Genomic DNA, 23,530 nt, shown 5'->3' on the forward strand with positions numbered 1-23,530 from the left:
CGGCTGCGGGACGCGTGTCGTCCCGGAGTCAGCGCGCGAGGTGGAGAGCACCCGTGGTGCCGCCCGCCCTCGGCTCAGCCGAAGAAGCCGACCGAGCAGGTCTGCTGGTCGGCGCTCTGGCCGGTGACCGATTCTGGCAGGGCAACCTTGGATCCGTCCTCGGGAGTCGCTGCAGGAGTGCCGGGTGCAGGAGTGCCCGGTGCCGCCTCGGCCGTCGCCAGCGGATCCGCGGTCGCCGGGCCCGACGGAGCGGCGGTGTCGGCCGGGGCCGCCGCCTCGCCCTCCACGGTCGCGCCGGCGCCCGTGCCGCCGGTGATGGCGATCGGCTGATCGGTCTGCAGGGCGCTCGCCAGGACGTCGCCCGCGGCGCGGTCCGGCTCCACTCCGCTCGGAGTCGCCCCGGTCGGGTACTGCGCGAAGACGACGTCCGCGAGGTCGACGTCCTTCAGCGCGAGTCCCATCTGGACCATCGTGTTCACGTTGTCGAGACCGGTCGAGAGCGTCATGTTGCCGAGCGCCGCCTTTGCGAGCCCGTAGAGCGCGACCGGGTTGAGGAGGGTGTCCGCGCTCTTGATCCGGCGCACGAGCGCCGAGAGGAAGACCTGCTGGTTGCTGATGCGGGTCAGGTCGCTGCCGTCGCCGATGCCGTGGCGGCTGCGGAGGAACTGCAGCGCCGCCATGCCCTCGAGCGAGTGCACGCCCGGCTCGAGGTAGGTGTTCGTGTAGGGGTCCGCGATCTCGGTCGCGACGCAGACGTCGACTCCGCCGACCGCGTTCGACATCTCGATCACGCCGTTGAACTGCACGACCGCGCCGTAGTCGACCCGGACGCCCATGAGGTCCTCGACGACCCCTGCCACGCAGCCGAGGCTGACGTCGCTGCCCATCGCCTCGTTGATCTTGGTGTCGTACCGGGCGGGGATCGTCTCACCCGTGGCGGCGTTCACGCACTCCGGGATGTCGACGTACATGTCGCGGGGGAAGCTCACGACCGTCGCGTTGCTGTGGTCGGCCGAGACGTGCATCAGCATGTTGACGTCGTTGAGGACGCTCGTCTCCTCATCGGGGTCGCCGTAGGCGTCGCCCTGGCCCTTCCGCGAGTCGCTGCCGACGACGAGGACGTTGAAGCCGCCCTCCAGTGCGCCGATCTCCGGGGCGCCTCCGGCCTCGACGCTGGAGCCGGCCGCGCCCGGGTGCAGGTCGACCGAGGGCTGCACGGACTGGACGATCAGCGTCGCCGCGATCGCGACCACCGACACCGAGGCGACCACGCCGACACCGCCCACGAGGGCGGCTCCCTTCACCAGGGTCCGCGCGAGGGTGTGCCGCTTCTGGCGGCCGTGCCGCACGAAGGGGCGCGGCGTGCGCGGAGTGTCGCGAGTCTGTGTCGAAGGGCCCGTGCGGCGCATCCGTCTCCCGGTGTCGAGGCGTCAGTGGTGCGGAGGTGAGGGCCGGGCGTCGGTCCCGGGCGTCGCGCAATCCTATACAGAGGGCTGGCGCGTTCCGAAGGAGAGCGTGCAGGCCTCCGTCGTCGCGCGCCAGGACGGGCGTCGGACGGCGCCGGCGAGAAGCGACGCGAAGAACGGGACGGCGTGGCGGACGGCGCGGCGGACGGCGTGGCGGAGGGCGTGGGATTCGAACCCACGAGACGTTTCCGCCCACCAGTTTTCAAGTCAGGTCGACACGGCAACAGCCGCCCCGGGGGGATCGCATTGCGCCCGCAACCGCGCGGATCTCGTCCCTTCTCGTATTGGCAGATCCCTCCCGGTACCCACCGCTAATGGCACGGGGCTGGCACGGGGCGAAGGCTGGAGGCGCAGGCTTAGCTGGCGACGTGTCGCCTCAAGCGGTCACTCGGCAGATGCCGATTCGCCTGACGACTTCTTCTTCTCGGGAGGCGTCGGAACAGGGAATAGATGGCGAGCGATGATGTACACGACGCCGACGGTCTGGACAACTGTTGCCGAGAGCCAGCCGAGCATCACGCCGGGCGGAACCCGCCAGTGATTCTCGACCCCGTACCAGACGAACACGACGTCGGCGATCCATAGCTGCACCCCCACCGCGATAAAGGTCGACCGCGCGAGGATCTTCTTGAGCTTGAGGTTCGCCTTACGGTCCTCAAGGTCAACTTCCTTGCGGCCCCGCTTATAGGTCCCGGGCTCGTAGAACTTCTTGTCCCGCGTGCGTTGCTCGATCTCCCGCGCGGCAGTGTTCCGAGCGGCGACCGACTCGCGGTCGAACATGATCTGGTCTCTCGCCGCCGCCCTCGACCCGGCCTCCGTTTTCGGGCCGCTCGCGGGTGCATCACCATCAGTGGTCGTAGCGCGGGTTCCCTTGGGCACATTCGGAGAGTCAGGTCTCGAGAGCGGCACGGAAACGACAGTGCCGTCCCCCAACGTGACCTTCGCCTGCCGCCGACGCATGGCGAGGATGGTCTGTCGCGCCTCCTCGAGGATGCGATCACGGGTCTCTAGCCGAGCTATCTCCTCGGGCGAGCGTTCAGCATCCGGCTGACTCTCGGTCGGGTCGGCGCCTTCCTGCTCTGCGCCTCCCGGTTCCTCGCTCAAGCCGCCAGACCGAGGTTCTTAAGCCGGAAGGTCATGGCATCCAGGGAAACCTCGAAGATCCGCGCCATCTGAACCACGCTGACATCGAGGTTCGTGAGGGCCTCGACCGTTGCTTCTGGCATGAGCAAGTTCGCGGCAAAGTTGTTCGCGAAAATCTCCTCCTGGTCCACGCCAGCTCGGGCCGATGCTCCTCGGTAGTCGACGAACGCGATCTCATCGTCGCTACCCGCGTGGCGGACGAAGTGTCCAATCTCGTGGGCACACGAGAACCGGCGGCGGACCAGGGACTCACTGACGTCGAGGATGATCTCAGGGCCCTGTCCCGGCAGCTTTCGAAGCATGCCCGAAACGTCGGAGCCGATGTTGGCCGAGTAGACGTAGATGCCGAGGCTTTCTGCCACTGCGAAAGGGTCGACTGGAAAATCTGCCGACCAGTTGGCTTCCAGCGTCTCTTCGGCGAGGCGCTTCGCCTCCTGCTTGACGTTCACTTCGCCTCCTCGTTGCGATCCGCTGCACAGAGCGTGGTGACGGCGGGCTGGTGGCCAGACACGACGGGAGATCGTCGGCACGTTCGAGCCTGATCTGATCATATTCGGTCTCCCCACAGCGTCAACGACACCCGCGGGGTGGACATTCCTTCGAAGGTGCGCAGGCTCTACGCCCCATCGAGCGATCGGGCCCCCCGCGCCGCGAGAGGCTGGAATCGCCGATGTCCGTCCGAGCCGGAGCTGTCGTCTGGCCACACCTCCGGCAAGCTCGTCGCCGACGCAGTCAAACCCGGCCCTGCCTCGCGCGCGCCCGCGCACGAGGCATGTCCTAGCCCATGAGTGGACTGCCTCACCCGCGCTCGAGGGACTTTCCTGAGCCATGGGCGCACTGTCCGAACGCGCGAAGGCCCCTGCTCGGAGTGAGCACGGGGCCTCCGTCGTGTTGCTGCCTAGTGGTCGCGGAGCGCGTCCGGGGTGTCCTTCCCGAGGTCGAGGTCGAGGCGGCGTCCGTGGTCGTCCTCGAGCTTGCGGCGGGTCGCTACGCCGCGGACGGTGTACCGCACGATCGTGCCGGGATTCGCGGGCTGGTAGCTGCGGCCTCCGACGGTCACAGACGCGACGACGCCGCCCTGCTCGAGCACCGCGTGGTTGTCGGGGTCGAATCGCTCCGGGCGGACGCGGTCCCATCCGAGCGCCGGCACGCCGCCGGCCTCGAACGCCTTCGCGACGTCGAGGATCCACGCGTTGTGCTTCTCGACAGCGCGGGCGAGATCCTCGATCGCCTCCGCCGCCTGGTCGCGCTTACGGAACAAGTCGGGCCTCCTCGTGAGGAGGTCGGACGCCGCGAGCTTCGCGTTCCCGGCGGCTTGCGCCCTTGTCCGCTCGAGGGCTTCACGCTGTCGAGCGCGGGCGCCCTCGTCCTGGAGGCGGGCGTGCGCGACGCGAGCCTGAGCCGCGCCGAGGTCGATGGGCGAGCCCTCGCCGTCGCGGATGCGCTGTTGGAGCGCGGCGAGGTTGGCCTCTGCCAGCTCGAGGGGGGTCGGTTCGGTCATCGTGAGATCCTTCGTTCGGAGTTGGCGGGCCGGGAGCGGCCCAGGAGCCCGCGGGCGGCGATCAGAGCGCCGATCAGCGGGAGTCGAAAGAGGCGGCAGGGTTGAGAGATCCTGCCGCCTCTGAGCGGCTGTGAGCGGCGATCCACTCATCGAGACCGCGGATGACGACGCGAAGGTCGGCCGCCTGCGGGCGAGCCTCGGTGAGGTCGCGAGCCTGCTGGGCGGCGTGAGCGCGGATGACGCGGGCGACCGTCGGGCAGTGCTCATCGAGCCACCGGACGGCGTCTCGCGGAGTCGCGAGCTGCGCGCCGTCGTCGAGAGCCGGACGGCGCGCACTCGTGCCGAGGCTCGACGTCACGAGGCGCTCCCCGGGTCGAGTTCCAGCTCACACATCGGGCAGGTGGCGTTGCCGACGTCGGCAGCCGGGTGCACGGGCAGGCCGCAAACGAGGCAAGTCGTCCACCGGAACGGATCCTCAACCCCCAGCGCCTGCCGCCAGGCGACCACGCAACGAGGGCAGACCCCGAGGCCGTCTGTCCGCATCTGGTGCTCCCCGCACAGGGGCGCCACCCGCTCGGTCTCGAGGTCGAGCAGCCACCTGTACGGGCGGCCCGGCTCACGCGTCGGCCAGACAGCGACACCGGACATCAGCGGCCCTCCTCGATCGGGAGGTACGCGCGCTGGTTGCCCTCGACGACCAGCTCGCGCGGCACGTCATCCCATGCATCGGCCACCGGCGGAGTCGGGGTCGGCACAGTCGGCGAGGTGCGCGGCGCGCTCTTCGTTTCAGAATCGCCACCGTCTACAGCTAGACCTTGACCTTCACCTCTACCTCTACCTACGCGCTGCGTCACGTCACCCAGCTCGTCTCGCGTCGCGTCACTCAGCGCGTGCGCCGTGACGGTCGGACGGGGCTTGCGCCCGCTCTGCACGCGCTGCTGCTCGCGGTACCGTCGCGCTCGCCCTGCCGCGTTCGCTCGAGCGGTCGCCATAGCCTCCGCGGTGGACTGGTTGAGGCGATCGGCGGCGTCCCACCCGAGGAGCTGCATACCCTCGTCGCTCGTCTCCGCGATGCCCGCGGACTCGAGTTCTCGGACGGCGGCGGCGACGATCTGCACGTCGCCGGAGGGGTGCATCCGAGCGAAGTAGCGCACGGGGATCCGGCCGTCCGTCGCGGAGGCGTTGCTCCACATCAAACATGACGTCAGCACCCGCCAAGCGGCGTCTGACAGGTCGTCCATCATCAGTGAGCCGTGCCAGCTCACGGGGAGCCGGGCATCCATCAGGCGGCCTCGCGGACGACCACGAGGCGTGCAGCGGCGAGCGCCGTCTCGATGGTCGTCGCCATCACGACTCGATGCCGAGGAGGCGCCGGAGGGGCGCGGTCGGGACGAGGATCGACCGGCCGAGGCGGATCGACTCGATGCGGCCGGCGGCGACGTCCTCGTAGGTCTGGCCGCGACCGCGTCCGAGTACGCGGGCAGCCTGCGTGACGGTGATGGTCGGCTCCTCGAGGAGAGCGCGCTTCTCGGCGGAATTGAGGGGTTCTGGCATGGGAGGCATCCGTTCTCTTGTGTATCTGCCGTTCAGAGTGGATCACGTTTTGTACCTGTGCAAAGCTGTGCGTGCACAAGTTGTACGGAGGACCCATGCCCAAGACCACCAACCCGCGCCGCCGAGAAGTGGAGGCCGCTGTCATCGACCGCGTACGCCACGAGATGGACCGCCGAGACTGGCAGCTCTCAGACCTACTTGTCGCGCTCGACGAGGCAGGCCACCCCGTGCGGCATCGGACGATCTTGAAGCGCCTCCTCGAAGGCGAGCGAGCCCTCACGGTCGACGATGCCGCTGGCCTCGCCGCCGCTTTCGAGATCGACGTCGCCACGCTCATCGAGCCGCCGACCGATCGGAACAGCAAGCTCTTCGCCCTCGCCGTAGCCAGCGGCCAGTACGCGGAGCGCAGAGTGGCCGATGCGGCCCGAGAGCTTCGTCTTGCGGAACGCGGACTGCGCCAGGGTGTCGAGGACACGGCGATCTTCCTGCGCGATTCGTCGCGAGACTCGCAAGGCGAGGCGACACTGGGCGAAATCCGGGAGAAGGTTCTGCGGCAGCAGCTCCACGCGCTCGACAACGCCTCCAGCGACGACGCGCCTGACCTTCGAGCGTTCATCGAGCGCGTGCTCGAGTACGCAAAGGAGACCGACGAGAAGGGCCTGGATCTGGAGTTCTCGAACGCGACTCGAGACATCGGCGCCTTCGACATCTTCCGCACCGAGTTCCCGATCGGCGAGGAGACGAACCTCGATGACTGAGCGGCAGCGCAAGACGAACCGTCAATCATTCGGGTCGACGAGGAAGCTTCCGAGCGGCAAGTGGCAGGCCCGCTACCCCGATGAGGCGGGGCGGCCGATGACTGCGCCGACGACCTTCGGCACGAAGCGAGAGGCCCTCGACCACCTGGCCGCGGTGCAGGCTGATCGCCTCCGCGGGTCGTACATCGATCACCGCTCGGGGGTCCAGCCGTTCGGCGACTACGCCCGCGCGTGGATCAATGCGGGAGGGTCCCGCGGGAAGCTCGCACCCCGCACTGCCGAGCTGTACGCCGACATCGTCGATCGCCAACTAGAACGCTTCGACGCGATGCCGCTGAGCGCGATCTCTGGTGCGACCGTCCGCGCCTGGTACACCGCCATGCGCCGCACGCTGGCCGCTGCGGCGACAGCCCGCGGCGGGTCCGGTGAGACTCGCCTCCGTCAGTCCTACGCCCTCCTAAGGGCGATCCTGATGACCGCGGTGAATGACCGCATCATCTCGGAGAACCCAGCGCGCATCGTCGGCGCCGGAGTCGCGAAGAGCCCGGAGCGCCCACACCTCGACCCCGCCACCTTCGCGCGCATCGTCGCCGAGCACCCTGAGGACATGCGGCCCCTGCTCGTCCTCGCGTTCGGCGCGCACCTCCGCATCGGCGAGCTGATTGCTCTCGAGCGCCGCGACCTCGACCTCGACTCCGCGACGCTCGTTGTCGAGCGGCAGACGATCACCGTCGGCGGCGAAGAGATCACGACGCCGACGAAGACCGGCGGCGCCCGGACGGTCACACTCCCGGCGACCGTGGTCGACATCATGCGCGAGCACCTCGACGGGCGCCCGGCCGCGTTCGGGAAGGCGCCCCTGTTCGCTCGCCCCGACGGTCGGCCGATCTCTCGCGGACAGATTCAGTGGCAGTGGCGGAAGGCGACGACCGCCCTCGAGCTGCGCCACTTCCACCCGCACGACATCCGGCACGCTGGCCTCACCGCGGCGGCGCAGGCGGGGGCCACTCTCCGCGAGCTGATGGACCGCGCTGGGCACCGGACGGCGAAGGCCGCGATGCTCTACCAGCACGTCGGCGCGGAGCGCGGACAGGTCATCGCGGCCGGAATTGACGCGGCCCTCGCAGGTGGTTCCCGGGGCCGCTATGGCACGCGGCTGGCACGAACGGCCGTGGAGGAGCTACCCGCGATTCCGACCGCTGTCGAGTAATCGAGCGCCTGACCTGCGGATTCTGAGGGCGGAGGGCGTGGGATTCGAACCCACGAGACGTTTCCGCCCACCAGTTTTCAAGACTGGCTCCATCGGCCGCTCGGACAGCCCTCCCGGCCGCTCCCGCAGGAGCGACACCCGATAGTAACCGCCGAGCGCGCGGGACCGTGGTCAGCGCAGCGCCGAGAGCGCGACCGCCACGCCGTCCTGGTGGACCGAGGGGATCACGGCGGAGGCCACGGCCCGCACCTCGTCGGGCGCCTGCCCCATCGCGAGCCCTGCGCCCTCGGCGGCGGCCCAGGTGAGCATCTCGATGTCGTTGCGGCCGTCGCCCAGCGCGACCACGTCGCTCCGCTCGATGCCCAGCTCCTCGCGGACGACCTCGAGCGCGGTGGACTTGTTGACGCCGTGCGGGGCGATGTCGAGCCAGGCGGTCCAGCCGATCGCGTAGCTGACCTGGTGCAGGCCCATCTCCTCGACCAGCGAGGTGAACTCCTCGATGCCGGTCTCGGGCGAGATCACGACGACGCGGGTGCACAGCCGGCCGAGCAGCTCCTCGAAGGGGACGTGGGTCGTCTCGGCACCCATCACGGCACCGCCCGGGAACGCCTCGGTGTAGAAGAAGGCGCCGTCCGCGTCCTCGACGGCGTAGTGCGCGTCGGGGAGGGAGCGGCGGATGGTCTCGAGGACCTCCGTCGGGTCGAAGGTCTCGACCGTCTCGGGGACGTACGCACCGGACGCGTCGCGGCGGAGCGTGACCGCTCCGTTGCAGCAGATCACGTACTCGGGCGAGATCCCGAGGCGCTCGACGACCGGCAGGGTGGAGGAGGGCGAGCGCCCGGTGGCGAGCATCACCTCGTCGCCCTGGGCGGCCACGCGGGTGATCGCGTCCGTCACCGCGCGGGTGATGGTGCCGTCCTCGTGCATGACGGTGCCGTCGATGTCGAGGGCGACGAGGCGGCGGCCGGAGGCGCGGGCCGCGCTCATGCGACGGGCTCGAGCACCTCGAGGCCGCCGAGGTGGGGCCGCAGCGCCTCGGGGACGAGCACCGAGCCGTCCGCCCGCTGGTGGGTCTCGAGGAGGGCGACGATCCAGCGGGTGGTCGCGAGCGTGCCGTTGAGGGTTGCGACCGGAGCCGTCCTCCCCGACTCGGTGCGGTAGCGGGTGTCGAGGCGGCGGGCCTGGAACGTGGTGCAGTTCGAGGTCGAGGTCAGCTCGCGGTAGGTCTCCTGCGTGGGGACCCACGCCTCCACGTCGAACTTGCGCGCCGCGCTCTGGCCGAGGTCGCCGGCCGCCGTGTCGATGACGCGGTAGTGCAGGCCGAGGCTCTGCAGGACGTCCTCCTGGTACGAGAGGAGGCGCGCGTGCTCCGCCTCGGCGTCCTCGGGGAGGGTGTAGACGAACATCTCGAGCTTGCTGAACTGGTGCACGCGGATGATGCCGCGGGTGTCCCGTCCGCCCGAGCCCGCCTCGCGGCGGTAGCAGGTGCTCCAGCCCGCGTAGCGCTTCGCGCCGCCGGAGAGGTCGAGGATCTCGTCGGCGTGGTAGCCGGCGAGGGCGACCTCGCTGGTGCCGGTGAGGTAGAGGTCGTCGTCGCGGAGGCGGTACACCTCGTCGTCGTGCTCGCCGAGGAAGCCGGTGCCGTCCATGATCTCGGGGCGCACGAGGGTCGGCGTGATCAGCGGGGTGAAGCCGGCGGCGAGCGCCTTCTCGAGGCCCAGGTTCATCAGCGCGATCTCGAGGCGGGCGACCAGGCCCTTGAGGAAGTAGAAGCGCGCGCCGCTGACCTTCGCGCCGCGCTGCATGTCGATGCCGTCCAGCAGCTCGCCGAGCTCGAGGTGGTCGCGCGGGGCGAAGTCGAAGACGGGGCGCTCGCCGACCGTCCTGACGAGCTCGAACGACTCCTCGCCGCCCGCGGGGACGCCCTCGATGATCGGGTTGGCGATGCGCTTCACCAGCACGGTGAAGGCGTCGTCGGCCTCGGACGCCTCCTGCTGGGCCTGCTTGGCGGCGGCGGCGAGGCGCTGGGCCTCGGCGACGAGGGCCGCCTTCTCGTCCTTCGGAGCCTTGGCGACGGTCTTGCCGAAGGCGTTCTGCTCGGCCCGGAGCCGCTCCGCCTCGGTGATCGCCGCACGGCGCACGCGGTCGGCCTCGAGCGCCTCGTCGACCAGCTCGACGGAGTCGCCGCGCGCCTCCTGCGAGCGCTTCAGGACGTCCGGGTTCTCGCGCAGAAGTACGGGATCAATCACCCCAGCAGTGTAGAGGAGGGCCGGGACGGGCCGCCGCCCGCGCGTACCCCCGGGGCCGGCTGAGCATCGGCCGCGAGGAGGCATCCGATCGCGCGGACGGCTGCGAATCTGAGTCATCCCCCGAGAACGTCCCCCCGCGTTCGACACCCCTGCTCCCCTGAAGGCTCTTCCATGCACGCCACCCCCCTCATCGACGCGACCCCCGGCGTCGTCCTCGAGCGCGACGGCTCCGGCGCCCGGATCACCCTCAACCGCCCCGACGCCCTCAACGCGATCGATCTCGGCACCGCGCGACTGCTGCTGAGCACCGTCGCCGACCTCGACGCCGACGCCGGCTGCTCCGTCATCGTGATCGCCGCGGCCGGCCGCGCGTTCTGCACGGGCGGCGACATCTCGGCGATCATGGGGTCCGAGAACCCGGACCACTACCTGCGCGACGTCGCGACCACGACCGCCCAGGTGATCCGCCTGCTCGAGGACAGCCGCGCCGTCGTCGTCTGCGCGATCGACGGCATGGTCGCCGGCGCCGGCATCGCCTTCGCTCTGGCCGCCGACATCGTGATAGCGACTCCCGCCGCCCTCTTCCTCAGCGCGTACGGCGACGTCGGGCTCGTCCCGGACGTCGGAGTCACCGCCGCGCTCCCCCGCGTCGTCGGCCGCCGCCGCGCCCTGGACTTCGTGCTGTCGGGCCGCCCGGTCCGCGCGGCCGAGGCGCTGGAGTGGCAGCTCGTGACCGAGGTCGTGCCGCGCGCCGACCTCGCCGGCCGCGTCGACGAGCGCGTGCGCGCCCTGGCGGCGAAGCCGGCGCACGTCGCGTCCGCCGCCCGCCGCCTCCTGCGCACCGACCCGCTCGACCGCGCCGAGCGCATCGTCGAGGAGACGGACACCCTGGTCGAGTTCCTGGCGGTCCCCGCCACGCGCACGCTCCTGGACGCCGAGCACGAGCGCCAGGCCCGCCGCGCCGCCCGGGCGACCGCCTCGCTCTGACCCGGCGCGAGCGTCCTCGACGACGCTCCGGCTCCGGGCCGGGCGGACGTCCGCCCGACGGCCCGCGGATCGGCCGGGCGTTCTCCTCCGATCTCGGCTACGGTGGTCCCCGCGAAGGGGAGTAGTTCCCACCGTCCGCCGAGCGGACGACGAGGCGCGTCGACATGCTGGTCCGGGACGATCCGGGCCCGGCGCTCCACCCCGGCTCCGGCCGGGGCGAACGAGACCTTCGGTCAGTCGACGCACGTCCTGACCGGTCCTCTCGCGCGGGTCGGCGGACCTGAGCCAGGAGATCGCATGGCGACCACCGCCCCCACCCCCAGTCCCGCACAGGTGCGCCGCTGGCGCCGCTACCTCGCCGACGAGCTCGCCGAGGCCTCCGTGTACCGCGACCTCGCCGGCCGCCGCTCCGGCGAGGAGCGGGAGATCCTGCTCGCGCTCGCCGTGGCCGAGGGACGCCACGAGGAGCACTGGCGCGAGCTGCTCGGCTCCGCGGCGGAGCCCGCGCCCCGCCCGGACCTCCGCACGCGCTTCCTCGGCTTCCTCACCCGCCGTTTCGGCTCCGTGTTCGTCCTCGCCCTGATCCAGCGCGCCGAGGCCCGCTCCCCCTACGCCGACGACGACGACGCCACCGAGGCGATGGCCGCCGACGAGCGGATCCACGGCGAGGTCGTCCGCGGGCTCGCCGAGCGCGGTCGCAACCGCCTCTCCGGGACGTTCCGCGCGGCGGTCTTCGGAGCGAACGACGGCCTGGTCTCGAACCTCGCCCTCGTGCTCGGAGTGGGGGCGAGCGGAGTCGGGACGGGGGTCGTCCTGTTCACGGGCATCGCGGGCCTGCTCGCCGGCGCCCTCTCGATGGGCGCGGGCGAGTTCGTCTCGGTGCGCTCGCAGCGCGAGCTGCTCTCGGCCTCCAGCCCGGACCTCGACGCGAACCGCATCGTCCCCGACCTGGACGTCGACGCGAACGAGCTCGCCCTGGTCTACCGCGCTCGCGGGATGACCCAGGAGCAGGCCGACGCGCGTGCCGCCTCCGTCTTCACGGGCCTGCGCGGCGGCGCCGTCACCTCCCCCATCACGCTGGGCGGTCCCGCAGGAGACCCCGACGTCGACGAGCACGAGTCGATCGGCACGGGCATGGGCGCGGCGCTGTCGAGCTTCTGCTTCTTCGCCTCGGGCGCGATCATCCCGGTGCTGCCCTACCTGCTCGGCCTGACGGGGCTCGCCGCGGTGGTCGTCGCCTGCGTGCTCGTGGGCATCGCCCTGCTCGCCACCGGCGCGGTCGTCGGGCTGCTCTCGGGCGCCCCGCCTCTGGCACGGGCGCTGCGCCAGCTCGGGATCGGCTACGGCGCGGCCCTGGTGACCTACCTCCTCGGCCTGCTCTTCGGCGCGTCCGGAGTCTGAGCCTCGGCCTCGAGGAGCTGCGCGGACTCGCGCGGCTCCTCGGCGCGGGGCCGCACTGCGACGCCGCGCCACCGCAGCGCCGCCACTCCGACCGCCAGCAGCAGCGACGCCGGCAGGCAGCCCAGCAGGGGGATGCAGGAGTAGTAGAGGAGCTGCCGCTGGATCCACGCGGGCGAGGGCACGTCGGAGTCGCCGTAGTAGGGCGGAGGCGGCGAGGAGTAGCCGGTGTAGAGGAGCGCGAGGCCGATCAGGGTCCCCGCGAGGCCGGCGAGCAGGAGCACGAGGAGCCACGGGTTCCGCAGCAGGGGCGCCTCGCGCAGGGGCTCGGCGGGAGCAGCGGGAGCGGGGTCGGCGGCCGGCTCCGGCAGGGGTGCGGGCGCGGTCTCGGCGCCGAGGCGGTGCGACCGCCGGCCCTCGGCGGCTCCGGCGATGTCGGGCAGGGCCATGATGCGGCGCGGTCCCGGCGCGGACGAGGAGCCGGGGCGGACCACGCGCGACTCCGGGAGCGCGGGACGAGCGGCGGCTCCGGACGTGGCGGCGGGAGCGCCGGGGGCGGCACCCGAGCCGGGCCTCGCGAACGCCCGCTCGTCGCCTCTCAGACGCTCCACCGGTCCCGAGAACCCGCGCTGGAAGGCCGGGTCGTAGCGCGGGTCGACCCGTTCGTCGTCGTCAGTCATCGTCGCGACCCGTCATCGTCGTCCCCGGTCATCGTCGACCTCCGGCTCGTGGGAGAGGATCCCGCGCAGCCAGTCGCGGGCCTCGAGGAACACCTCGTCGTCGTAGCGTCGCACGGAGGTGACCGGGCGGCGGTCAGCGCGCGGATACGAGCCGAGGAAGATCACCTTCGGGCTGAAGCGCCGCAGCCCCATCAGCGCGTCGGCGACCCGCTCGTCCTGGACGTGCCCGTCGAGGTCGATGACGAACCGGTACCGGCCGAGGGCATCGCCGATCGGCCGCGACTGGATCATGCTCAGGTTCACCCCGCGAGTCGCGAACTGCTCGAGCATGTCGAGCAGGGCGCCCGGCTGGTCGGCCGGGAGCTCGGCGATCACGCTGGTCTTGTCGGCGCCGGTCGGCTCGGGCAGCGCGTGCGAGCGCGAGACGTGCACGAAGCGCGTGACGGCGTTCGGGTTGTCGCCGATCCGCTCCGCCAGCACCGCGACGTCGTGGTGGGCGACGATCCCGGGAGGGGCGATGGCCGCGTCCGCGGGCGATCCGCCCAGCAGGTCGACGGTGGCCTGGACGTTGCTGGAGGCCGGCAGGTGCTCGTGGCTGGGGATCTCACGGTCGAGCCACACCCGGCACTGCCCGTAGGCGACGGGGTGCGCGGCGACGGTGCGCACCTCCTCGAGGCTCGTCCCCGGGCGGCCGACCAGGATGAACGACACCGGCACCAGGTACTCGCCGACGATGCGCAGCCCCGGGATCCGCGCCAGTGCGTCCTGCGCGGCCGTCACTCCGCCCTCGACCGAGTTCTCGATCGCGATCACCGCGCCGTCGCTGCGGCCGGTGACCAGATCGCTCAGCGCCTCCCCCACGTTCGCGACGCTGCGCCACAGCTGTCCGCGCGCCTCCGGGACCTGCGCGAGGGCCGCCTCCGTGAACGTGCCGCTGGGCCCGAGATAGCTGTAGGCACGGGTCTCGGGGGCGCTGTCGGGCATGGCGCAAGCCTAGCCAGCCGCGGTACCCCTGCAGGGGGCCGGACTGCCACTATGGACCGCATGACCGATCGCGCAGGGAAGCCGGCACAGGCCTCCGATCTCATCGACGTCGAGGCCCTCGTGAGGGCGTACTACGAGAAGAAGCCGGACGTCTCCGACCCGGCTCAGAAGGTGGTGTTCGGCACCTCGGGCCACCGCGGATCCTCGTTCGACACGGCCTTCAACGAGGACCACATCGCCGCCGTCACCCAGGCGATCGTCGAGTACCGGACGGAGCAGGGCATCACCGGCCCGCTGTTCATCGGCGCCGACACGCACGGGCTCTCCCGCCCGGCCCTCACCACCGCCCTCGAGGTCCTGGTGGGCAACCAGGTCCGCGTGCTCGTGGACGAGTTCGACGACTTCGTGCCGACCCCGGCGCTCAGCCACGCGATCCTCCGCTACAACAACGACCCCGCGCACACCGACCGGGCCGACGGCATCGTGGTCACCCCCTCGCACAACCCGCCCCGCGACGGCGGCTTCAAGTACAACCCGCCGCACGGCGGCCCCGCCGACTCCGACGCGACGACCTGGATCGCCGACCGGGCCAACGAGCTCATCGCCGACGGCAACCGCGGCGTGACCTCGGCCGAGCCCTCCGCGGTCGAGACCTACGACTACCGCACGCACTACGTCGCGGACCTGGCGAACATCATCGACCTCGACGCGATCCGGAAGGCCGGCGTGCGGATCGGGGCCGACCCCCTCGGCGGCGCCTCCGTGCACTACTGGCAGCTGATCGCCGAGATGCACGGCCTCGACCTGACCGTGGTGAACGGGGAGGTCGACCCGGCCTGGGGCTTCATGACCCTCGACTGGGACGGCAAGATCCGGATGGACCCGTCCTCCCCCAGCGCGATGGCCTCGGTGGTCGCGCGCGCCGGCGACTTCGACATCCTCACCGGCAACGACGCCGACGCGGACCGGCACGGCATCGTCACCCCCGACGGCGGGCTGATGAACCCCAACCACTACCTGGCCGTCGCGATCGACTACCTCTACCGCCACCGCACCGGCTGGCGCGAGGACGCGGCGATCGGCAAGACGCTGGTCTCCTCCTCGATCATCGACCGGGTCGCGGAGTCGCTGGGCCGGCGCCTCTGGGAGGTCCCGGTGGGCTTCAAGTGGTTCGTCCCCGGGCTGGTCGACGGCTCGGTCGGCTTCGGCGGCGAGGAGTCCGCGGGCGCCTCGTTCCTCCGCTTCGACGGCACCGTCTGGACCACCGACAAGGACGGCATCCTCCTCGCGCTGCTCGCCTCCGAGATCGTGGCGGTCACCGGGAAGAGCCCGTCGGCGCTCTACCGCGAGCTGACCGAGCGCTTCGGCGACCCGGTCTACGAGCGCGTAGACGCGGTGGCGACGAAGGCGCAGAAGGCGGCCCTCGGCAAGCTGGACGGCGACGCGATCGCGGCGACGACCCTCGCCGGGTCCGAGATCACCGCGAAGCTCTCGAAGGCGCCCGGCAACGGCGCGGCCGTCGGAGGCGTCAAGGTCGTCACCGAGGACGCCTGGTTCGCCGCGCGCCCCTCCGGCACCGAGGACGTCTACAAGATCTACGCCGAGAGCTTCCGCGGCCTCGACCACCTGCACGAGGTCCAGGCCGAGGCGCGCACGATCGTGGACGCGGCGCTGAACTCCTAGGCGCTGCGCTCAGTCGCCCGAGAAGGCTCGTTCCCGCCCAGGAGAACGAGCCTTCTCGGGCGACTCAGCGGCGGTGAGGAAAGGGCCGGCTACCAGCGCGGGTGGACGGTGGGGCGGAAGTGGGTGTCGTAGAGGGCGTTCACGGCCTCCATGAAGGCGGGGCCGAGGGGCGCGGCGGAGGCGGCGGCCGCGTTGGCGCGGGCCTGCTCGGGCGAGCGGGCGCCGGGGATCACCGAGGTGACGCCCTCCTGCTGGATGATCCAGGCGAGCGCGGCCGCCGCGGGGGCGAGGCCGTGGTCGTCGGCGAGGCGGGCGAACTCCTGCGCGGCCTCCACGCCGGTCGCGAAGTCGACGCCCGAGAAGGTCTCGCCGACGTCGAAGGCGGAGCCGTCGCGGTTGTAGCTGCGGTGGTCCTCCGGCGCGAACACGGTCTCGGTCGTGTAGCGGCCGCTGAGCAGGCCCGAGGCGAGCGGGACGCGCGCGAGGATGCCGACGCCGGCCTCGCGGGCGGCGGGCAGCACCTCGTCGAGCGGCTTGAGGCGGAACGCGTTCAGGATGATCTGGACGCTCGCGACGTTCGGTCGGGCGATGGCGGTCAGCGCCTCCTCCGTGCGCTCGACCGAGACGCCGTAGGCGGCGATCGCGCCCTCGGCGACGAGGGTGTCGAGGGCGTCGTAGACGGCGTCCTCGGAGTAGACGGAGGTGGGCGGGCAGTGCAGCTGCACCAGATCGAGAGTGTCGACGCCGAGGTTGGCGCGCGAGCGGTCGGTCCAGACGCGGAAGTTGTCGAGCACGTAGTTGGCGGGGATCTGCTCCGCGCGACGGCCCATCTTGGTGGCGACGAAGACCTGCGCGTCGGGGTGCGCCGCGCGGTAGGCGCCGATCGTCCGCTCGCTGCGGCCGTCGCCGTAGACGTCGGCGGTGTCGAAGAGGGTCACCCCCGACTCCACTGCGGCGTCGAGCACGGCGAGGGCGTCGGTCTCGGCGACGTCCCCCCAGTCGGCACCGAGCTGCCAGGTTCCGAGGCCGACGACGGAGACGGGGGCGCCGGTGCGTCCGAGGATTCGAGTTTCCATGCCTCCACCGTAGGTGCGGCCGAGCCCGCGGCGGACCCCCTTGCGCGTGCTCTAACGTCGAGGGCATGCCCCTCCTCGTGCTCGGAAGCGCCAACCTCGATCACGTCCACCGGGTCGCCCGGATCCCCGCTCCCGGAGAGACGGTGCTCGCCCTCGACGCGAGCACGTTCCCGGGCGGCAAGGGCCTCAACCAGGCCGTCGCGGCCGCACGGACCGCGCCCGGCACCGTCTTCGTCACGAGCCTCGGACGCGACTCGGCGGGAGACCGGCTCGCCGCGGTCCTCGGCGAGGAGCCGCTGGAGCTGCGCGCCCGCCGCGGCGACGTCCGCACCGGCACCGCGCAGATCACCGTGGACGAGCGCGGGGAGAACGCGATCGTCGTCGACTCCGGAGCGAACGCCGCCCTGGTCGGGTTGACCGCCGAGGAGTCGGCCCTGGTGGCGGCGGCCGACGCCCTGCTCCTCCAGCTCGAGATCCCGACGGCGACGGTGACGGAGGCGGCCCGCGCCGCGCGCGCCGGCGGCACGGTGTCGATCCTGAACGCCGCCCCGATCGGCCCGCTGCCGGAGGAGCTCCTCGCGGTGCTCGACGTGCTGATCGTCAACGAGCACGAGGCCCGCGAGCTCGCCGCCGATCGCGGCATCACCGCCGCCGACGACGACGCGCTCGCCGCTGCCCTCACCGCGCTGGTGCCGCTCGTGCTGGTCACCCTCGGCTCCGACGGCGTCGTCGTGGCGGTCCGCGACCGCGAGCCGGAGCGCACCCCGGCCTTCCGGGTGGAGGCCGTGGACACCACCGGCGCCGGCGACACCTTCTGCGGCGCCTTCTCGGCCCGGCTCGCCGCCACGGGAGCACGGCTCGACGATCCGGAGCAGCTGGTCGCCCTCACCCGCTGGGCGAGCGCGGCCGCGGCGATCTCGGTCACCCGCGCCGGAGCGGCGGTGTCCGCGCCGACGGCGGCCGAGACGGACGCGTTCCTCGCCGAGCGCGCCTGAGCGGGAAGCTCTTCGGGGAGGCTCGCCTGAGCGGGAAGCTCCTCAGGGGGAGACGGCGCGGACACCGACCTCGGGCGGCCCGCAGCACCGTCGCTCCGGTCGGCACGGTGCACTCCGAAGAAGCACGGGACCGCCCGGCCCGGCTCCGCTCCTCACGGCGAGGCGTCCCGCCCTGCGGACAGCCGCGCCCGCTCCCCGATCCGGCTAGTCGATCGCGGCGACCCGGACGGTCACCCGCGGCCGCAGCTCCGGATGCACCCGGACGCACCACTCGCGCACCGCGGCTCCGATCGCGCGCGCCACGTCCGGCGCGGACGCCTCCGCGGTCACGCAGAGGTCGACGGCCACGGACACCTCGTCCCCCGCGACGCGGACCAGAACCGGATCGGCGAACGTGCCGCCGCTCGCGGTGCCCAGCGGCTCGACCACGATCCCGGTCGCGCTCAGCGCCGTCGCCGCGTGCGCGAGCACGTCGCGCACCTCGGGCCTGGCCGGCATCAGGGTCGCGACGCCGTCCAGGGCGCGCAGCTCCGCAGCGAGCGCGGACACCGGATCGACCGGGGCCGCCGACTCGAGGCCGCTCACGACTCCTCCGTCCCGGGGACGTAGACGTCCTCCACGCGGACGTCGATCCTCGACACCCGCAGCTCGGTCTGGGTCAGCAGCCGCGAGTGCACGCGCTCGCGCACCTGCTGGGCCGCCTCGGCGATCGGCACCCCCCAGAAGACCGAGATCGTCAGCTCCACCACGACCTCCGCGCCCGGCTCGGCGATGTCGCCGACCAGGCGGCAGCGGCCGACCAGCACGCCGGCGACGCTGTCGCCCGCCTCGCGCACGAGTCCGCGGACCGCTCCCTCGGTGATCGTGAGCGCCACGTCGGGCTGGACGCTCGCCAGTGGGATGTCGCGTCCGGCCCGCGACTCGCGGCGCACCTGGGTGAGGATCGAGCCGAACCAGCTCTCCTCCGGCGCGGGCAGGCGCGCGGCGTCGTCGTCGATGAGCGCGCCGGAGAGGGCGCGCACGCGCTCGAGGGCGCGCAGAGTGCGCCGGTGCTCCGGCGACTCCTCGATGGCGGGGTCGTACGGCGTGCGCCCGCGGTCGAGGTAGTCGCTCAGCTCGTCGATGCCGATGCCGTCGCCCTCCTGCTCCGTCGCGTCCGCCTCCTGCTCGAGCGCGGGCGGCAGCACGACGTCGTGCTCCCCCGCGCGCTCCGGCCCGTCGCCGGGACCCTGGTCCGCGTTCATCGCGTCTGCTCCCTCATCGCCAGTCCTCCATCGCCACGACCAGCGACTCGCGCGCGCGGGCGAGCTTGCCCCGCACGGCGGTCACCGTGAGACCGAGGTGATCGGCGATCTCGTTGTACGACTCCCCGCCGACCTCGCGCAGCACCCAGCACTGCCGCTGCGACTCCGGCAGCTCGGACAGGGCGTGCGCGAGAGCCCGCATGGCGTCGCTCTGCTCGGCGGCCTCGAACGGGCCGGGCTCTCGGGCCGGGGGATGCTCCACGGCGTCGACGTCGTCGGTCGGGCGGCGCTGGCGCAGCAGGTCGACGCTGGAGCGGCTGACGATCCGCATCATCCAGCTGCGCACGCTCGCCGGCTCCTTGAGCTGCGGGAGCTGCGCCCAGACCGTGATCAGCGCGTTCTGCACGGCGTCGGAGGCGTCGGCCTGCGAGCCGGTGAGGCGCCAGGCGTAGGCGCGGAGGATCGACTGGTGCCGCTTGACGAGCACCTCGAAGGCGCGCACGTCGCCCTCGGCGGAGCGCTCGGCGAGCAGCGCGTCGCTCGCCGCTTCCAGTCCGGGCACGGCGCCTCCTCCCTCTCCGCTCACGCGGCCTCGGGCCGCCTCTCAGGTGACGCTCAGGAAAAAGTCCGCCGAGCACCGTGACGAACGCCGTCCGGGCTCCGTCTCACTCATGAAAGCACAGCCCGACCGGATTCCCGCCGGGCCTTCGACCCCGGTCTGCTCAGCAACGGCAGCCGATGAGACGTCCAGGAGACCTCATGAGCGACACCACGCGCACCCCCTCCACCACCCGCGTCGACAAGACCTCCGTCGACACGGTCACGAGCCTCGGCGGCTCCCGGACCTCCGGCACCGCCCAGGGCACCACGGTCATCGACGACAGCGTCGTGGCCAAGGTCGCCGGCATCGCGGCCCGCCAGGTGCCCGGCGTCTTCGCCCTCGGCAACAACGCCGCCCGTGCCTTCGGCGCGATCCGCCAGGCCGTCGGCGGTGCCGACCACGCCCAGGGCGTGAGCGTCGAGGTCGGCGAGACCCAGGTCGCGGCCGACGTGACCATCGTCGTCGAGTACCCCGTGCCGATGCAGAAGGTCGCCGACTCCGTCCGCGCCGCCGTCTCCGAGGCCATCACCGAGCTCGTCGGCATGGCCGTCTCCGAGATCAACGTCGCCGTCGTCGACGTGCACATCCCCGGCGACGACAAGGACGACGAGGCCACCGAGAGCCGCGTCCGATGAGCGACTTCCAGCGCCCCGCGCCCACCGCCCCTGGCGGCCGCAGCACCGTTCTCGGTGTCGTGGTCGGCGCGATCCTCGCCTTCGCGGCCCTGATGTTCGGATTCTGGGGCTTCGTCCTCACCGCCCTCTTCATGGCCCTCGGCGTCGTGATCGCCCGCATCGCCGACGGCACCCTCGACGTGCGCAGCCTCGTGGACGTGTTCCGCGGCCGCACCACCTCCCGCTAGGAGCCCACCGTGACCGCTCTCGACACGCGTCCCGCATCGCCGGTGGCGGGCACCGTCACCATCACCGTCCGCTCCATCGAACGCGCCGCCGTGGCGATCGTCCACGAGGAGCTGGGCGTGGAGGTCTCCGCGATCCGCGTCCGCCTCTCCGATGACCGGGGCGGCCTCGCCCTCGCGGTGACCGCGCCGGTCGTCGTCGAGCCGGGCACCGCCCCGGCCGGCGGCTCCCTGCTCGAGCGCCTGCGCGGCGACCGCACCCGCATCGCCTCACGCATGGAGGCGCTGACCGGGCGCACCGTCAGCCGGATCGACATCCGGGTCACGGGCACCCGCACCCGAAGCACGAGGAGAGTCGCATGAGCCCCGCACCGTCGGCGCCCGACACCCGCTACAGCCGCTACCTCCGTCGCGAGACCCACAAGTCCCGCTCCGCCGCGCAGATCGTCGTCCTGGTGCTCATCGCCCTGGTCGCGGCCTACGTCGGCACGGAGGCGGTGCTCGCGATCCTCGGCGCCGCGCCCCTGCTCGCCGCACCGTCCGCCCTGCTGGGCGCGATCGTCGGAGTCGCGTCGCTGGCGAACCCCGCCCTCATCGGCGTGGCCGTCGGCGCGGGCGTCCTCGCCCTGGTCCTGCTGGTGCTCGCACTGGCGCCCGGGGCCCGGGCCCGCCACACCGTGGACGACGACCGCCTCGCCGTGGTCGTGGACGACGGCGTGATCGCCTCCTCCCTGGCCCGCGCAGCCCGCACGGCCGCCCACTCCCGCCGCGAGGACACCCGCGCCTCGCTCGGGCGGCGCACCGCACTGGTCGAGGTGACCCCCGCCTCCGGCATCGCGGTCGACCGCGACGCCGTGCAGAGCGCCGTCGACGAGGAGCTCGCCCGCATCGGCGCGAAGCCCGCCCCGCGCTCCACCGTCCGCGTCTCGACCTCCGGGAGGATCTGATGACCACGAGCAACCGCTTCGTCAACCGGCTCGTCCTGCTCGTGGTGGGCCTCGTGCTCGCGCTGGTCAGCGCCGGAGCCGTCCTGATCGCCGTCTCGCAGCCGGTCCGCGACTCCGTCCTCTCCTTCGCCGACGGCGAGGGCGCGGCCCTGGTCTCGCGCCTCTCCCCCGAGGAGGGCACCGCCTGGAGCGATGCCGCCGTCCTCTGGCCGCTCTACGCCGTCGTCGGGATCTGCCTCCTCGGCATCGTCCTCGCGCTGGTGATGGCCTTCGCCCACGGTCACGGCCGCACCGGCACCGTCCTCCGCGACGAGGCCGAGGGCGCGCCCGCCGGAGGGATCGAGATCGCGACCGGCTTCGCGGAGGACGTCCTCGAGACGGCTCTCGCCGGGCGGACGGAGCTCCTCGACGTCACGGTCGCGGCCTACCGCCACGGCTCCGAGACCGCGCTGAAGGTGCGCGTCCTCCCCCGCGGCGGCGTCTCGCCCCGCACCGTGGTCGACGCCGTGCACCAGGAGGTCGACGCGCTCGACGCCCTGCTCGGCGCCCGCCTGCCGGTCCTGCTCGAGGTCGCCTCGAGCGCCCGGGCCGGCTTCTCCAAGGAGGACCGGGTCGCCTGACTCCGGTCCCGCAGCTTCCCCGGCACCCGCCGGCGGATGGTCACACCGAACAGAAGGAGCCCCTCATGGGTGCAGACGACAAGATCCGCAACGCAGCCGAGAACCTGGTCGGCAAGGCCAAGGAGGCCGTCGGCAAGCTGACGGACAACGAGCGCCTCGAGGCCGAGGGCCAGGCCGACCAGACCAAGGCCCACACCAAGAAGGTCGGCGAGGACGTCAAGGACGTCTTCAAGAAGTGATCTGACCGGAACCTCGACGGGGCCGTCACCGCATCAGCGGTGGCGGCCCCGTCGTCGTGCGTGGAGCGGGTGCGTCGAGCGTCAGACGCCCCAGAACATGATCCGGCCGGCGGAGGCCGCGTCGATGCTCTGGTCGTGGTTGTCGGCGGTGTGCGAGGAGTAGAGGATCCTGTCGCCGTCGACGCTGGTCACGACGCCCGTGTGGTCCCAGTCGCCCGAGCCGTCCCAGTCGAACTGGACGATGTCGCCCGGCTTCACCCGGCTCCGCTCGGAGTCGGGGATCGCGGTCGCGCGCTCGGGGTGCGCGGCGAGGTAGGCGTTGAACGCGGTCGACGACGCCCAGGCGGAGCTGTACCCGCCGGAGGAGGAGTAGCTCCATTCGCCGTCCATCTCCCAGCCGCGGGCGATCAGCGACTGCGAGGTGAAATTGACGCAGTCGTTGCCCGAGATCACGCCGTACTGGGCCGAGTTGTAGTCGTTCCAGTAGGTGGAGAGGTAGTCGAGCTGCGAGGCCAGGCGGCTCGCGTCCAGCGCGGCCTGGGCCTTCGCGGCCTCGATCGCCGGGTCGGGCGTGTAGGCGAAGGTGATCGCCGAGGCGACGACCTTCGTGCTGGCGAGCACGCCGGTCGCGGCGAAGCTGGGAGTGGCGGCCGCGGTCGGGGCGGCGAGGTCGGTCGAGGCCTCGGCCGTCGTGCCCTCCGCGGCGCCCGACGTGTCGACGGCCGGCTGCACCGCGTCGGCCGGGGTCCCGTCGACGGTGACCGCCGCGGCGGAGTCGGTGACCGCGTCGAACGTGATGGCCTGACCGTCGGCGTCGAAGAAGGCGACCGGGACCTCGCCCGCTGCCTCTCCGTCGGCCGGAGGGGCGGTGACCGTGATCTGGTCGGGGTTGTCGACCGCGACGCTGCCCTCGGCCTCGCCGAAGCGCACGGTGGCGACCGAGTCCAGGTTCGATCCCTCGAGCGTCACGCTCGTGCCGCCGGCGACGGTGCCGGAGGTGGTGGAGACGGAGCTGAGGACGACCCGGGCGGAGGCGGTGGTCGCGGGGAGCACGGCGACGCTGGTCGAGGTCGGAGCAGCGGACGGCGTCGCGGTGGCCGACTCGGCCGAGGAGCCGGTGCCGACGGTGAGGCTCAGGCTCGACGCGACGGCCACGACGACGAGCCCGCCGGAGACGGCGAGCGCCAGCGTGCGCGGGGACGGGCGGAAGAAGGAGGCTCCGCGGCGGGCGGGCGCGGTGCGGAGCCGGTGCCCCTCCGCTTCGCGGCGGTCGCGGCGGGACGAGAACGATCCCTCCGGGGCGGGGTGCACCGGAGGGATCGTTCTCGTCCCGCCG

General features: G+C 72.3%; 28 protein-coding genes and 1 tRNA gene. 12 read left to right on the forward strand and 17 right to left on the reverse strand.

What is annotated here, in order from left to right; genetic code table 11:
* Positions 1 to 74 precede the first annotated feature (74 nt).
* The 7 genes from C5C57_RS12065 to C5C57_RS12105 form a co-directional block, all read right to left on the reverse strand.
* Complete coding sequence (locus C5C57_RS12065; RefSeq protein WP_258059994.1) at positions 75 to 1,304, reverse strand: LCP family protein; 1,230 nt, start codon at positions 1,302 to 1,304, stop codon at positions 75 to 77.
* Between the two features lie 546 nt (positions 1,305 to 1,850).
* Positions 1,851 to 2,570 carry a hypothetical protein gene (locus tag C5C57_RS17790; protein ID WP_146082422.1) on the reverse strand — a complete coding sequence of 240 codons (720 nt, stop codon included), beginning with the start codon at positions 2,568 to 2,570 and terminating at the stop codon, positions 1,851 to 1,853.
* Complete coding sequence (locus tag C5C57_RS12080) at positions 2,567 to 3,058, reverse strand: ImmA/IrrE family metallo-endopeptidase (RefSeq protein WP_219827755.1); 492 nt, start codon at positions 3,056 to 3,058, stop codon at positions 2,567 to 2,569. The genes C5C57_RS17790 and C5C57_RS12080 overlap by 4 nt, the downstream gene beginning before the upstream one ends.
* Positions 3,059 to 3,507: 449 nt before the next feature.
* Positions 3,508 to 4,110, reverse strand: a complete 603-nt coding sequence (locus C5C57_RS12085) for a hypothetical protein (protein WP_104297657.1) — start codon at positions 4,108 to 4,110, stop codon at positions 3,508 to 3,510.
* A gap of 73 nt (positions 4,111 to 4,183) precedes the next feature.
* A complete protein-coding gene (locus C5C57_RS12090; protein WP_104297658.1) occupies positions 4,184 to 4,468 on the reverse strand; it encodes a hypothetical protein in 285 nt (94 codons plus the stop codon).
* Positions 4,469 to 4,757: 289 nt separating this feature from the next.
* Positions 4,758 to 5,354, reverse strand: a complete 597-nt coding sequence (locus C5C57_RS12100) for a hypothetical protein (protein ID WP_181069186.1) — start codon at positions 5,352 to 5,354, stop codon at positions 4,758 to 4,760.
* A gap of 103 nt (positions 5,355 to 5,457) precedes the next feature.
* Entirely contained in the window at positions 5,458 to 5,664 is a 207-nt protein-coding gene (locus C5C57_RS12105; protein ID WP_104297661.1) for an excisionase family DNA-binding protein, read from the reverse strand.
* A gap of 95 nt (positions 5,665 to 5,759) precedes the next feature.
* On the opposite strand from C5C57_RS12105, the gene C5C57_RS18150 reads away from it, so the two are divergent.
* Positions 5,760 to 6,422, forward strand: a complete 663-nt coding sequence (locus tag C5C57_RS18150; RefSeq protein WP_181069188.1) for a hypothetical protein — start codon at positions 5,760 to 5,762, stop codon at positions 6,420 to 6,422.
* Positions 6,415 to 7,632 (forward strand): tyrosine-type recombinase/integrase, encoded by a 1,218-nt coding sequence (locus C5C57_RS12110; RefSeq protein WP_181069190.1) that lies wholly within the window; start codon positions 6,415 to 6,417, stop codon positions 7,630 to 7,632. Before C5C57_RS18150 ends, C5C57_RS12110 begins: the two co-directional genes overlap by 8 nt.
* A gap of 29 nt (positions 7,633 to 7,661) precedes the next feature.
* Here C5C57_RS12110 and C5C57_RS12115 read toward each other — a convergent pair.
* From C5C57_RS12115 to serS, 3 genes are all read right to left on the reverse strand, one after another.
* A tRNA-Ser gene (locus tag C5C57_RS12115) sits at positions 7,662 to 7,746 on the reverse strand.
* Positions 7,747 to 7,803: 57 nt separating this feature from the next.
* Complete coding sequence (locus tag C5C57_RS12120; RefSeq protein ID WP_104247582.1) at positions 7,804 to 8,619, reverse strand: HAD family hydrolase; 816 nt, start codon at positions 8,617 to 8,619, stop codon at positions 7,804 to 7,806.
* Positions 8,616 to 9,881 (reverse strand): serine--tRNA ligase, encoded by a 1,266-nt coding sequence (gene serS / locus C5C57_RS12125; RefSeq protein ID WP_104233941.1) that lies wholly within the window; start codon positions 9,879 to 9,881, stop codon positions 8,616 to 8,618. The genes C5C57_RS12120 and serS overlap by 4 nt, the downstream gene beginning before the upstream one ends.
* Positions 9,882 to 10,052: 171 nt before the next feature.
* Between serS and C5C57_RS12130 the strand changes: the two genes are divergently transcribed.
* Together C5C57_RS12130 and C5C57_RS12135 are read left to right on the forward strand one after the other, a co-directional pair.
* Complete coding sequence (locus C5C57_RS12130; RefSeq protein WP_104247581.1) at positions 10,053 to 10,868, forward strand: enoyl-CoA hydratase/isomerase family protein; 816 nt, start codon at positions 10,053 to 10,055, stop codon at positions 10,866 to 10,868.
* 297 nt (positions 10,869 to 11,165) lie between these two features.
* Positions 11,166 to 12,269: a VIT1/CCC1 family protein gene (locus C5C57_RS12135; RefSeq protein ID WP_104224963.1), complete on the forward strand. Its 1,104-nt coding sequence runs from the start codon at positions 11,166 to 11,168 to the stop codon at positions 12,267 to 12,269.
* Here C5C57_RS12135 and C5C57_RS12140 read toward each other — a convergent pair.
* Positions 12,230 to 12,946 (reverse strand): hypothetical protein, encoded by a 717-nt coding sequence (locus C5C57_RS12140; RefSeq protein WP_104247579.1) that lies wholly within the window; start codon positions 12,944 to 12,946, stop codon positions 12,230 to 12,232. The two genes, C5C57_RS12135 and C5C57_RS12140, sit on opposite strands and share 40 nt — an antisense overlap.
* A gap of 12 nt (positions 12,947 to 12,958) precedes the next feature.
* Complete coding sequence (gene pheA, locus C5C57_RS12145; protein ID WP_104247578.1) at positions 12,959 to 13,930, reverse strand: prephenate dehydratase; 972 nt, start codon at positions 13,928 to 13,930, stop codon at positions 12,959 to 12,961.
* Between the two features lie 60 nt (positions 13,931 to 13,990).
* On the opposite strand from pheA, the gene pgm reads away from it, so the two are divergent.
* Positions 13,991 to 15,613 carry a phosphoglucomutase (alpha-D-glucose-1,6-bisphosphate-dependent) gene (pgm, locus tag C5C57_RS12150; protein ID WP_104226793.1) on the forward strand — a complete coding sequence of 541 codons (1,623 nt, stop codon included), beginning with the start codon at positions 13,991 to 13,993 and terminating at the stop codon, positions 15,611 to 15,613.
* An 89-nt stretch (positions 15,614 to 15,702) separates the two neighbouring features.
* Here the strand turns inward: pgm and C5C57_RS12155 are convergent, their stop codons facing one another.
* On the reverse strand, positions 15,703 to 16,689 hold the full coding sequence (locus C5C57_RS12155; RefSeq protein ID WP_104247577.1) for an aldo/keto reductase: 987 nt from the start codon (positions 16,687 to 16,689) through the stop codon (positions 15,703 to 15,705).
* Positions 16,690 to 16,754: 65 nt separating this feature from the next.
* Here C5C57_RS12155 and C5C57_RS12160 point away from each other — a divergent pair, with 65 nt between their 5' ends.
* Positions 16,755 to 17,684, forward strand: a complete 930-nt coding sequence (locus C5C57_RS12160; RefSeq protein ID WP_104247576.1) for a ribokinase — start codon at positions 16,755 to 16,757, stop codon at positions 17,682 to 17,684.
* A 204-nt stretch (positions 17,685 to 17,888) separates the two neighbouring features.
* Here C5C57_RS12160 and C5C57_RS12165 read toward each other — a convergent pair whose 3' ends face one another.
* The 3 genes from C5C57_RS12165 to C5C57_RS12175 are packed head-to-tail and all read right to left on the reverse strand — an operon-like array spanning position 17,889 to position 19,490.
* Positions 17,889 to 18,269, reverse strand: coding sequence for a hypothetical protein (locus C5C57_RS12165; protein WP_104233946.1), 381 nt, complete (start codon positions 18,267 to 18,269; stop codon positions 17,889 to 17,891).
* Positions 18,266 to 18,928 (reverse strand): Asp23/Gls24 family envelope stress response protein, encoded by a 663-nt coding sequence (locus C5C57_RS12170; RefSeq protein ID WP_104233947.1) that lies wholly within the window; start codon positions 18,926 to 18,928, stop codon positions 18,266 to 18,268. The genes C5C57_RS12165 and C5C57_RS12170 overlap by 4 nt, the downstream gene beginning before the upstream one ends.
* Before the next feature lie 13 nt (positions 18,929 to 18,941).
* Entirely contained in the window at positions 18,942 to 19,490 is a 549-nt protein-coding gene (locus C5C57_RS12175; RefSeq protein WP_104224956.1) for an RNA polymerase sigma factor, read from the reverse strand.
* Positions 19,491 to 19,687: 197 nt separating this feature from the next.
* Between C5C57_RS12175 and C5C57_RS12180 the strand changes: the two genes are divergently transcribed.
* The 6 genes from C5C57_RS12180 (at position 19,688) to C5C57_RS12205 (ending at position 22,194) form a co-directional block, all read left to right on the forward strand.
* Positions 19,688 to 20,164, forward strand: a complete 477-nt coding sequence (locus tag C5C57_RS12180) for an Asp23/Gls24 family envelope stress response protein (protein ID WP_104226785.1) — start codon at positions 19,688 to 19,690, stop codon at positions 20,162 to 20,164.
* Positions 20,161 to 20,391 carry a DUF2273 domain-containing protein gene (locus C5C57_RS12185; protein ID WP_104224954.1) on the forward strand — a complete coding sequence of 77 codons (231 nt, stop codon included), beginning with the start codon at positions 20,161 to 20,163 and terminating at the stop codon, positions 20,389 to 20,391. Before C5C57_RS12180 ends, C5C57_RS12185 begins: the two co-directional genes overlap by 4 nt.
* Positions 20,392 to 20,400: 9 nt before the next feature.
* Positions 20,401 to 20,751, forward strand: coding sequence for a hypothetical protein (locus C5C57_RS12190; protein ID WP_104226786.1), 351 nt, complete (start codon positions 20,401 to 20,403; stop codon positions 20,749 to 20,751).
* Positions 20,748 to 21,335 (forward strand): DUF6286 domain-containing protein, encoded by a 588-nt coding sequence (locus C5C57_RS12195; RefSeq protein ID WP_104226787.1) that lies wholly within the window; start codon positions 20,748 to 20,750, stop codon positions 21,333 to 21,335. The genes C5C57_RS12190 and C5C57_RS12195 overlap by 4 nt, the downstream gene beginning before the upstream one ends.
* Positions 21,335 to 21,955, forward strand: a complete 621-nt coding sequence (locus C5C57_RS12200; protein WP_104224951.1) for a hypothetical protein — start codon at positions 21,335 to 21,337, stop codon at positions 21,953 to 21,955. The genes C5C57_RS12195 and C5C57_RS12200 overlap by 1 nt, the downstream gene beginning before the upstream one ends.
* A gap of 65 nt (positions 21,956 to 22,020) precedes the next feature.
* On the forward strand, positions 22,021 to 22,194 hold the full coding sequence (locus C5C57_RS12205) for a CsbD family protein (RefSeq protein WP_104226788.1): 174 nt from the start codon (positions 22,021 to 22,023) through the stop codon (positions 22,192 to 22,194).
* Positions 22,195 to 22,275: 81 nt separating this feature from the next.
* Here the strand turns inward: C5C57_RS12205 and C5C57_RS12210 are convergent.
* A partial coding sequence (locus tag C5C57_RS12210) for an amidase domain-containing protein (protein WP_146082423.1) occupies positions 22,276 to 23,530 on the reverse strand: 1,255 nt, incomplete at its 5' end.

The sequence above is a fragment of the Rathayibacter sp. AY1C5 genome (assembly GCF_002931705.1).
Lineage (GTDB): Bacteria > Actinomycetota > Actinomycetes > Actinomycetales > Microbacteriaceae > Rathayibacter.

What these genes read in the sequence shown, in the direction of transcription:
- C5C57_RS12085 (WP_104297657.1), bottom strand. Translation starts at nt 4,110, where the DNA reads ATGACCGAACCGACCCCCCTCGAGCTGGCAGAGGCCAACCTCGCCGCG.
- C5C57_RS12100 (WP_181069186.1), bottom strand. Translation starts at nt 5,354, where the DNA reads ATGATGGACGACCTGTCAGACGCCGCTTGGCGGGTGCTGACGTCATGT.
- C5C57_RS12105 (WP_104297661.1), bottom strand. Translation starts at nt 5,664, where the DNA reads ATGCCAGAACCCCTCAATTCCGCCGAGAAGCGCGCTCTCCTCGAGGAG.
- C5C57_RS18150 (WP_181069188.1), top strand. Translation starts at nt 5,760, where the DNA reads ATGCCCAAGACCACCAACCCGCGCCGCCGAGAAGTGGAGGCCGCTGTC.
- C5C57_RS12110 (WP_181069190.1), top strand. Translation starts at nt 6,415, where the DNA reads ATGACTGAGCGGCAGCGCAAGACGAACCGTCAATCATTCGGGTCGACG.
- C5C57_RS12120 (WP_104247582.1), bottom strand. Translation starts at nt 8,619, where the DNA reads ATGAGCGCGGCCCGCGCCTCCGGCCGCCGCCTCGTCGCCCTCGACATC.
- C5C57_RS12130 (WP_104247581.1), top strand. Translation starts at nt 10,053, where the DNA reads ATGCACGCCACCCCCCTCATCGACGCGACCCCCGGCGTCGTCCTCGAG.
- C5C57_RS12135 (WP_104224963.1), top strand. Translation starts at nt 11,166, where the DNA reads ATGGCGACCACCGCCCCCACCCCCAGTCCCGCACAGGTGCGCCGCTGG.
- C5C57_RS12140 (WP_104247579.1), bottom strand. Translation starts at nt 12,946, where the DNA reads ATGACTGACGACGACGAACGGGTCGACCCGCGCTACGACCCGGCCTTC.
- pheA (WP_104247578.1), bottom strand. Translation starts at nt 13,930, where the DNA reads ATGCCCGACAGCGCCCCCGAGACCCGTGCCTACAGCTATCTCGGGCCC.
- pgm (WP_104226793.1), top strand. Translation starts at nt 13,991, where the DNA reads ATGACCGATCGCGCAGGGAAGCCGGCACAGGCCTCCGATCTCATCGAC.
- C5C57_RS12155 (WP_104247577.1), bottom strand. Translation starts at nt 16,689, where the DNA reads ATGGAAACTCGAATCCTCGGACGCACCGGCGCCCCCGTCTCCGTCGTC.
- C5C57_RS12160 (WP_104247576.1), top strand. Translation starts at nt 16,755, where the DNA reads ATGCCCCTCCTCGTGCTCGGAAGCGCCAACCTCGATCACGTCCACCGG.
- C5C57_RS12170 (WP_104233947.1), bottom strand. Translation starts at nt 18,928, where the DNA reads ATGAACGCGGACCAGGGTCCCGGCGACGGGCCGGAGCGCGCGGGGGAG.
- C5C57_RS12180 (WP_104226785.1), top strand. Translation starts at nt 19,688, where the DNA reads ATGAGCGACACCACGCGCACCCCCTCCACCACCCGCGTCGACAAGACC.
- C5C57_RS12185 (WP_104224954.1), top strand. Translation starts at nt 20,161, where the DNA reads ATGAGCGACTTCCAGCGCCCCGCGCCCACCGCCCCTGGCGGCCGCAGC.
- C5C57_RS12195 (WP_104226787.1), top strand. Translation starts at nt 20,748, where the DNA reads ATGAGCCCCGCACCGTCGGCGCCCGACACCCGCTACAGCCGCTACCTC.
- C5C57_RS12200 (WP_104224951.1), top strand. Translation starts at nt 21,335, where the DNA reads ATGACCACGAGCAACCGCTTCGTCAACCGGCTCGTCCTGCTCGTGGTG.
- C5C57_RS12205 (WP_104226788.1), top strand. Translation starts at nt 22,021, where the DNA reads ATGGGTGCAGACGACAAGATCCGCAACGCAGCCGAGAACCTGGTCGGC.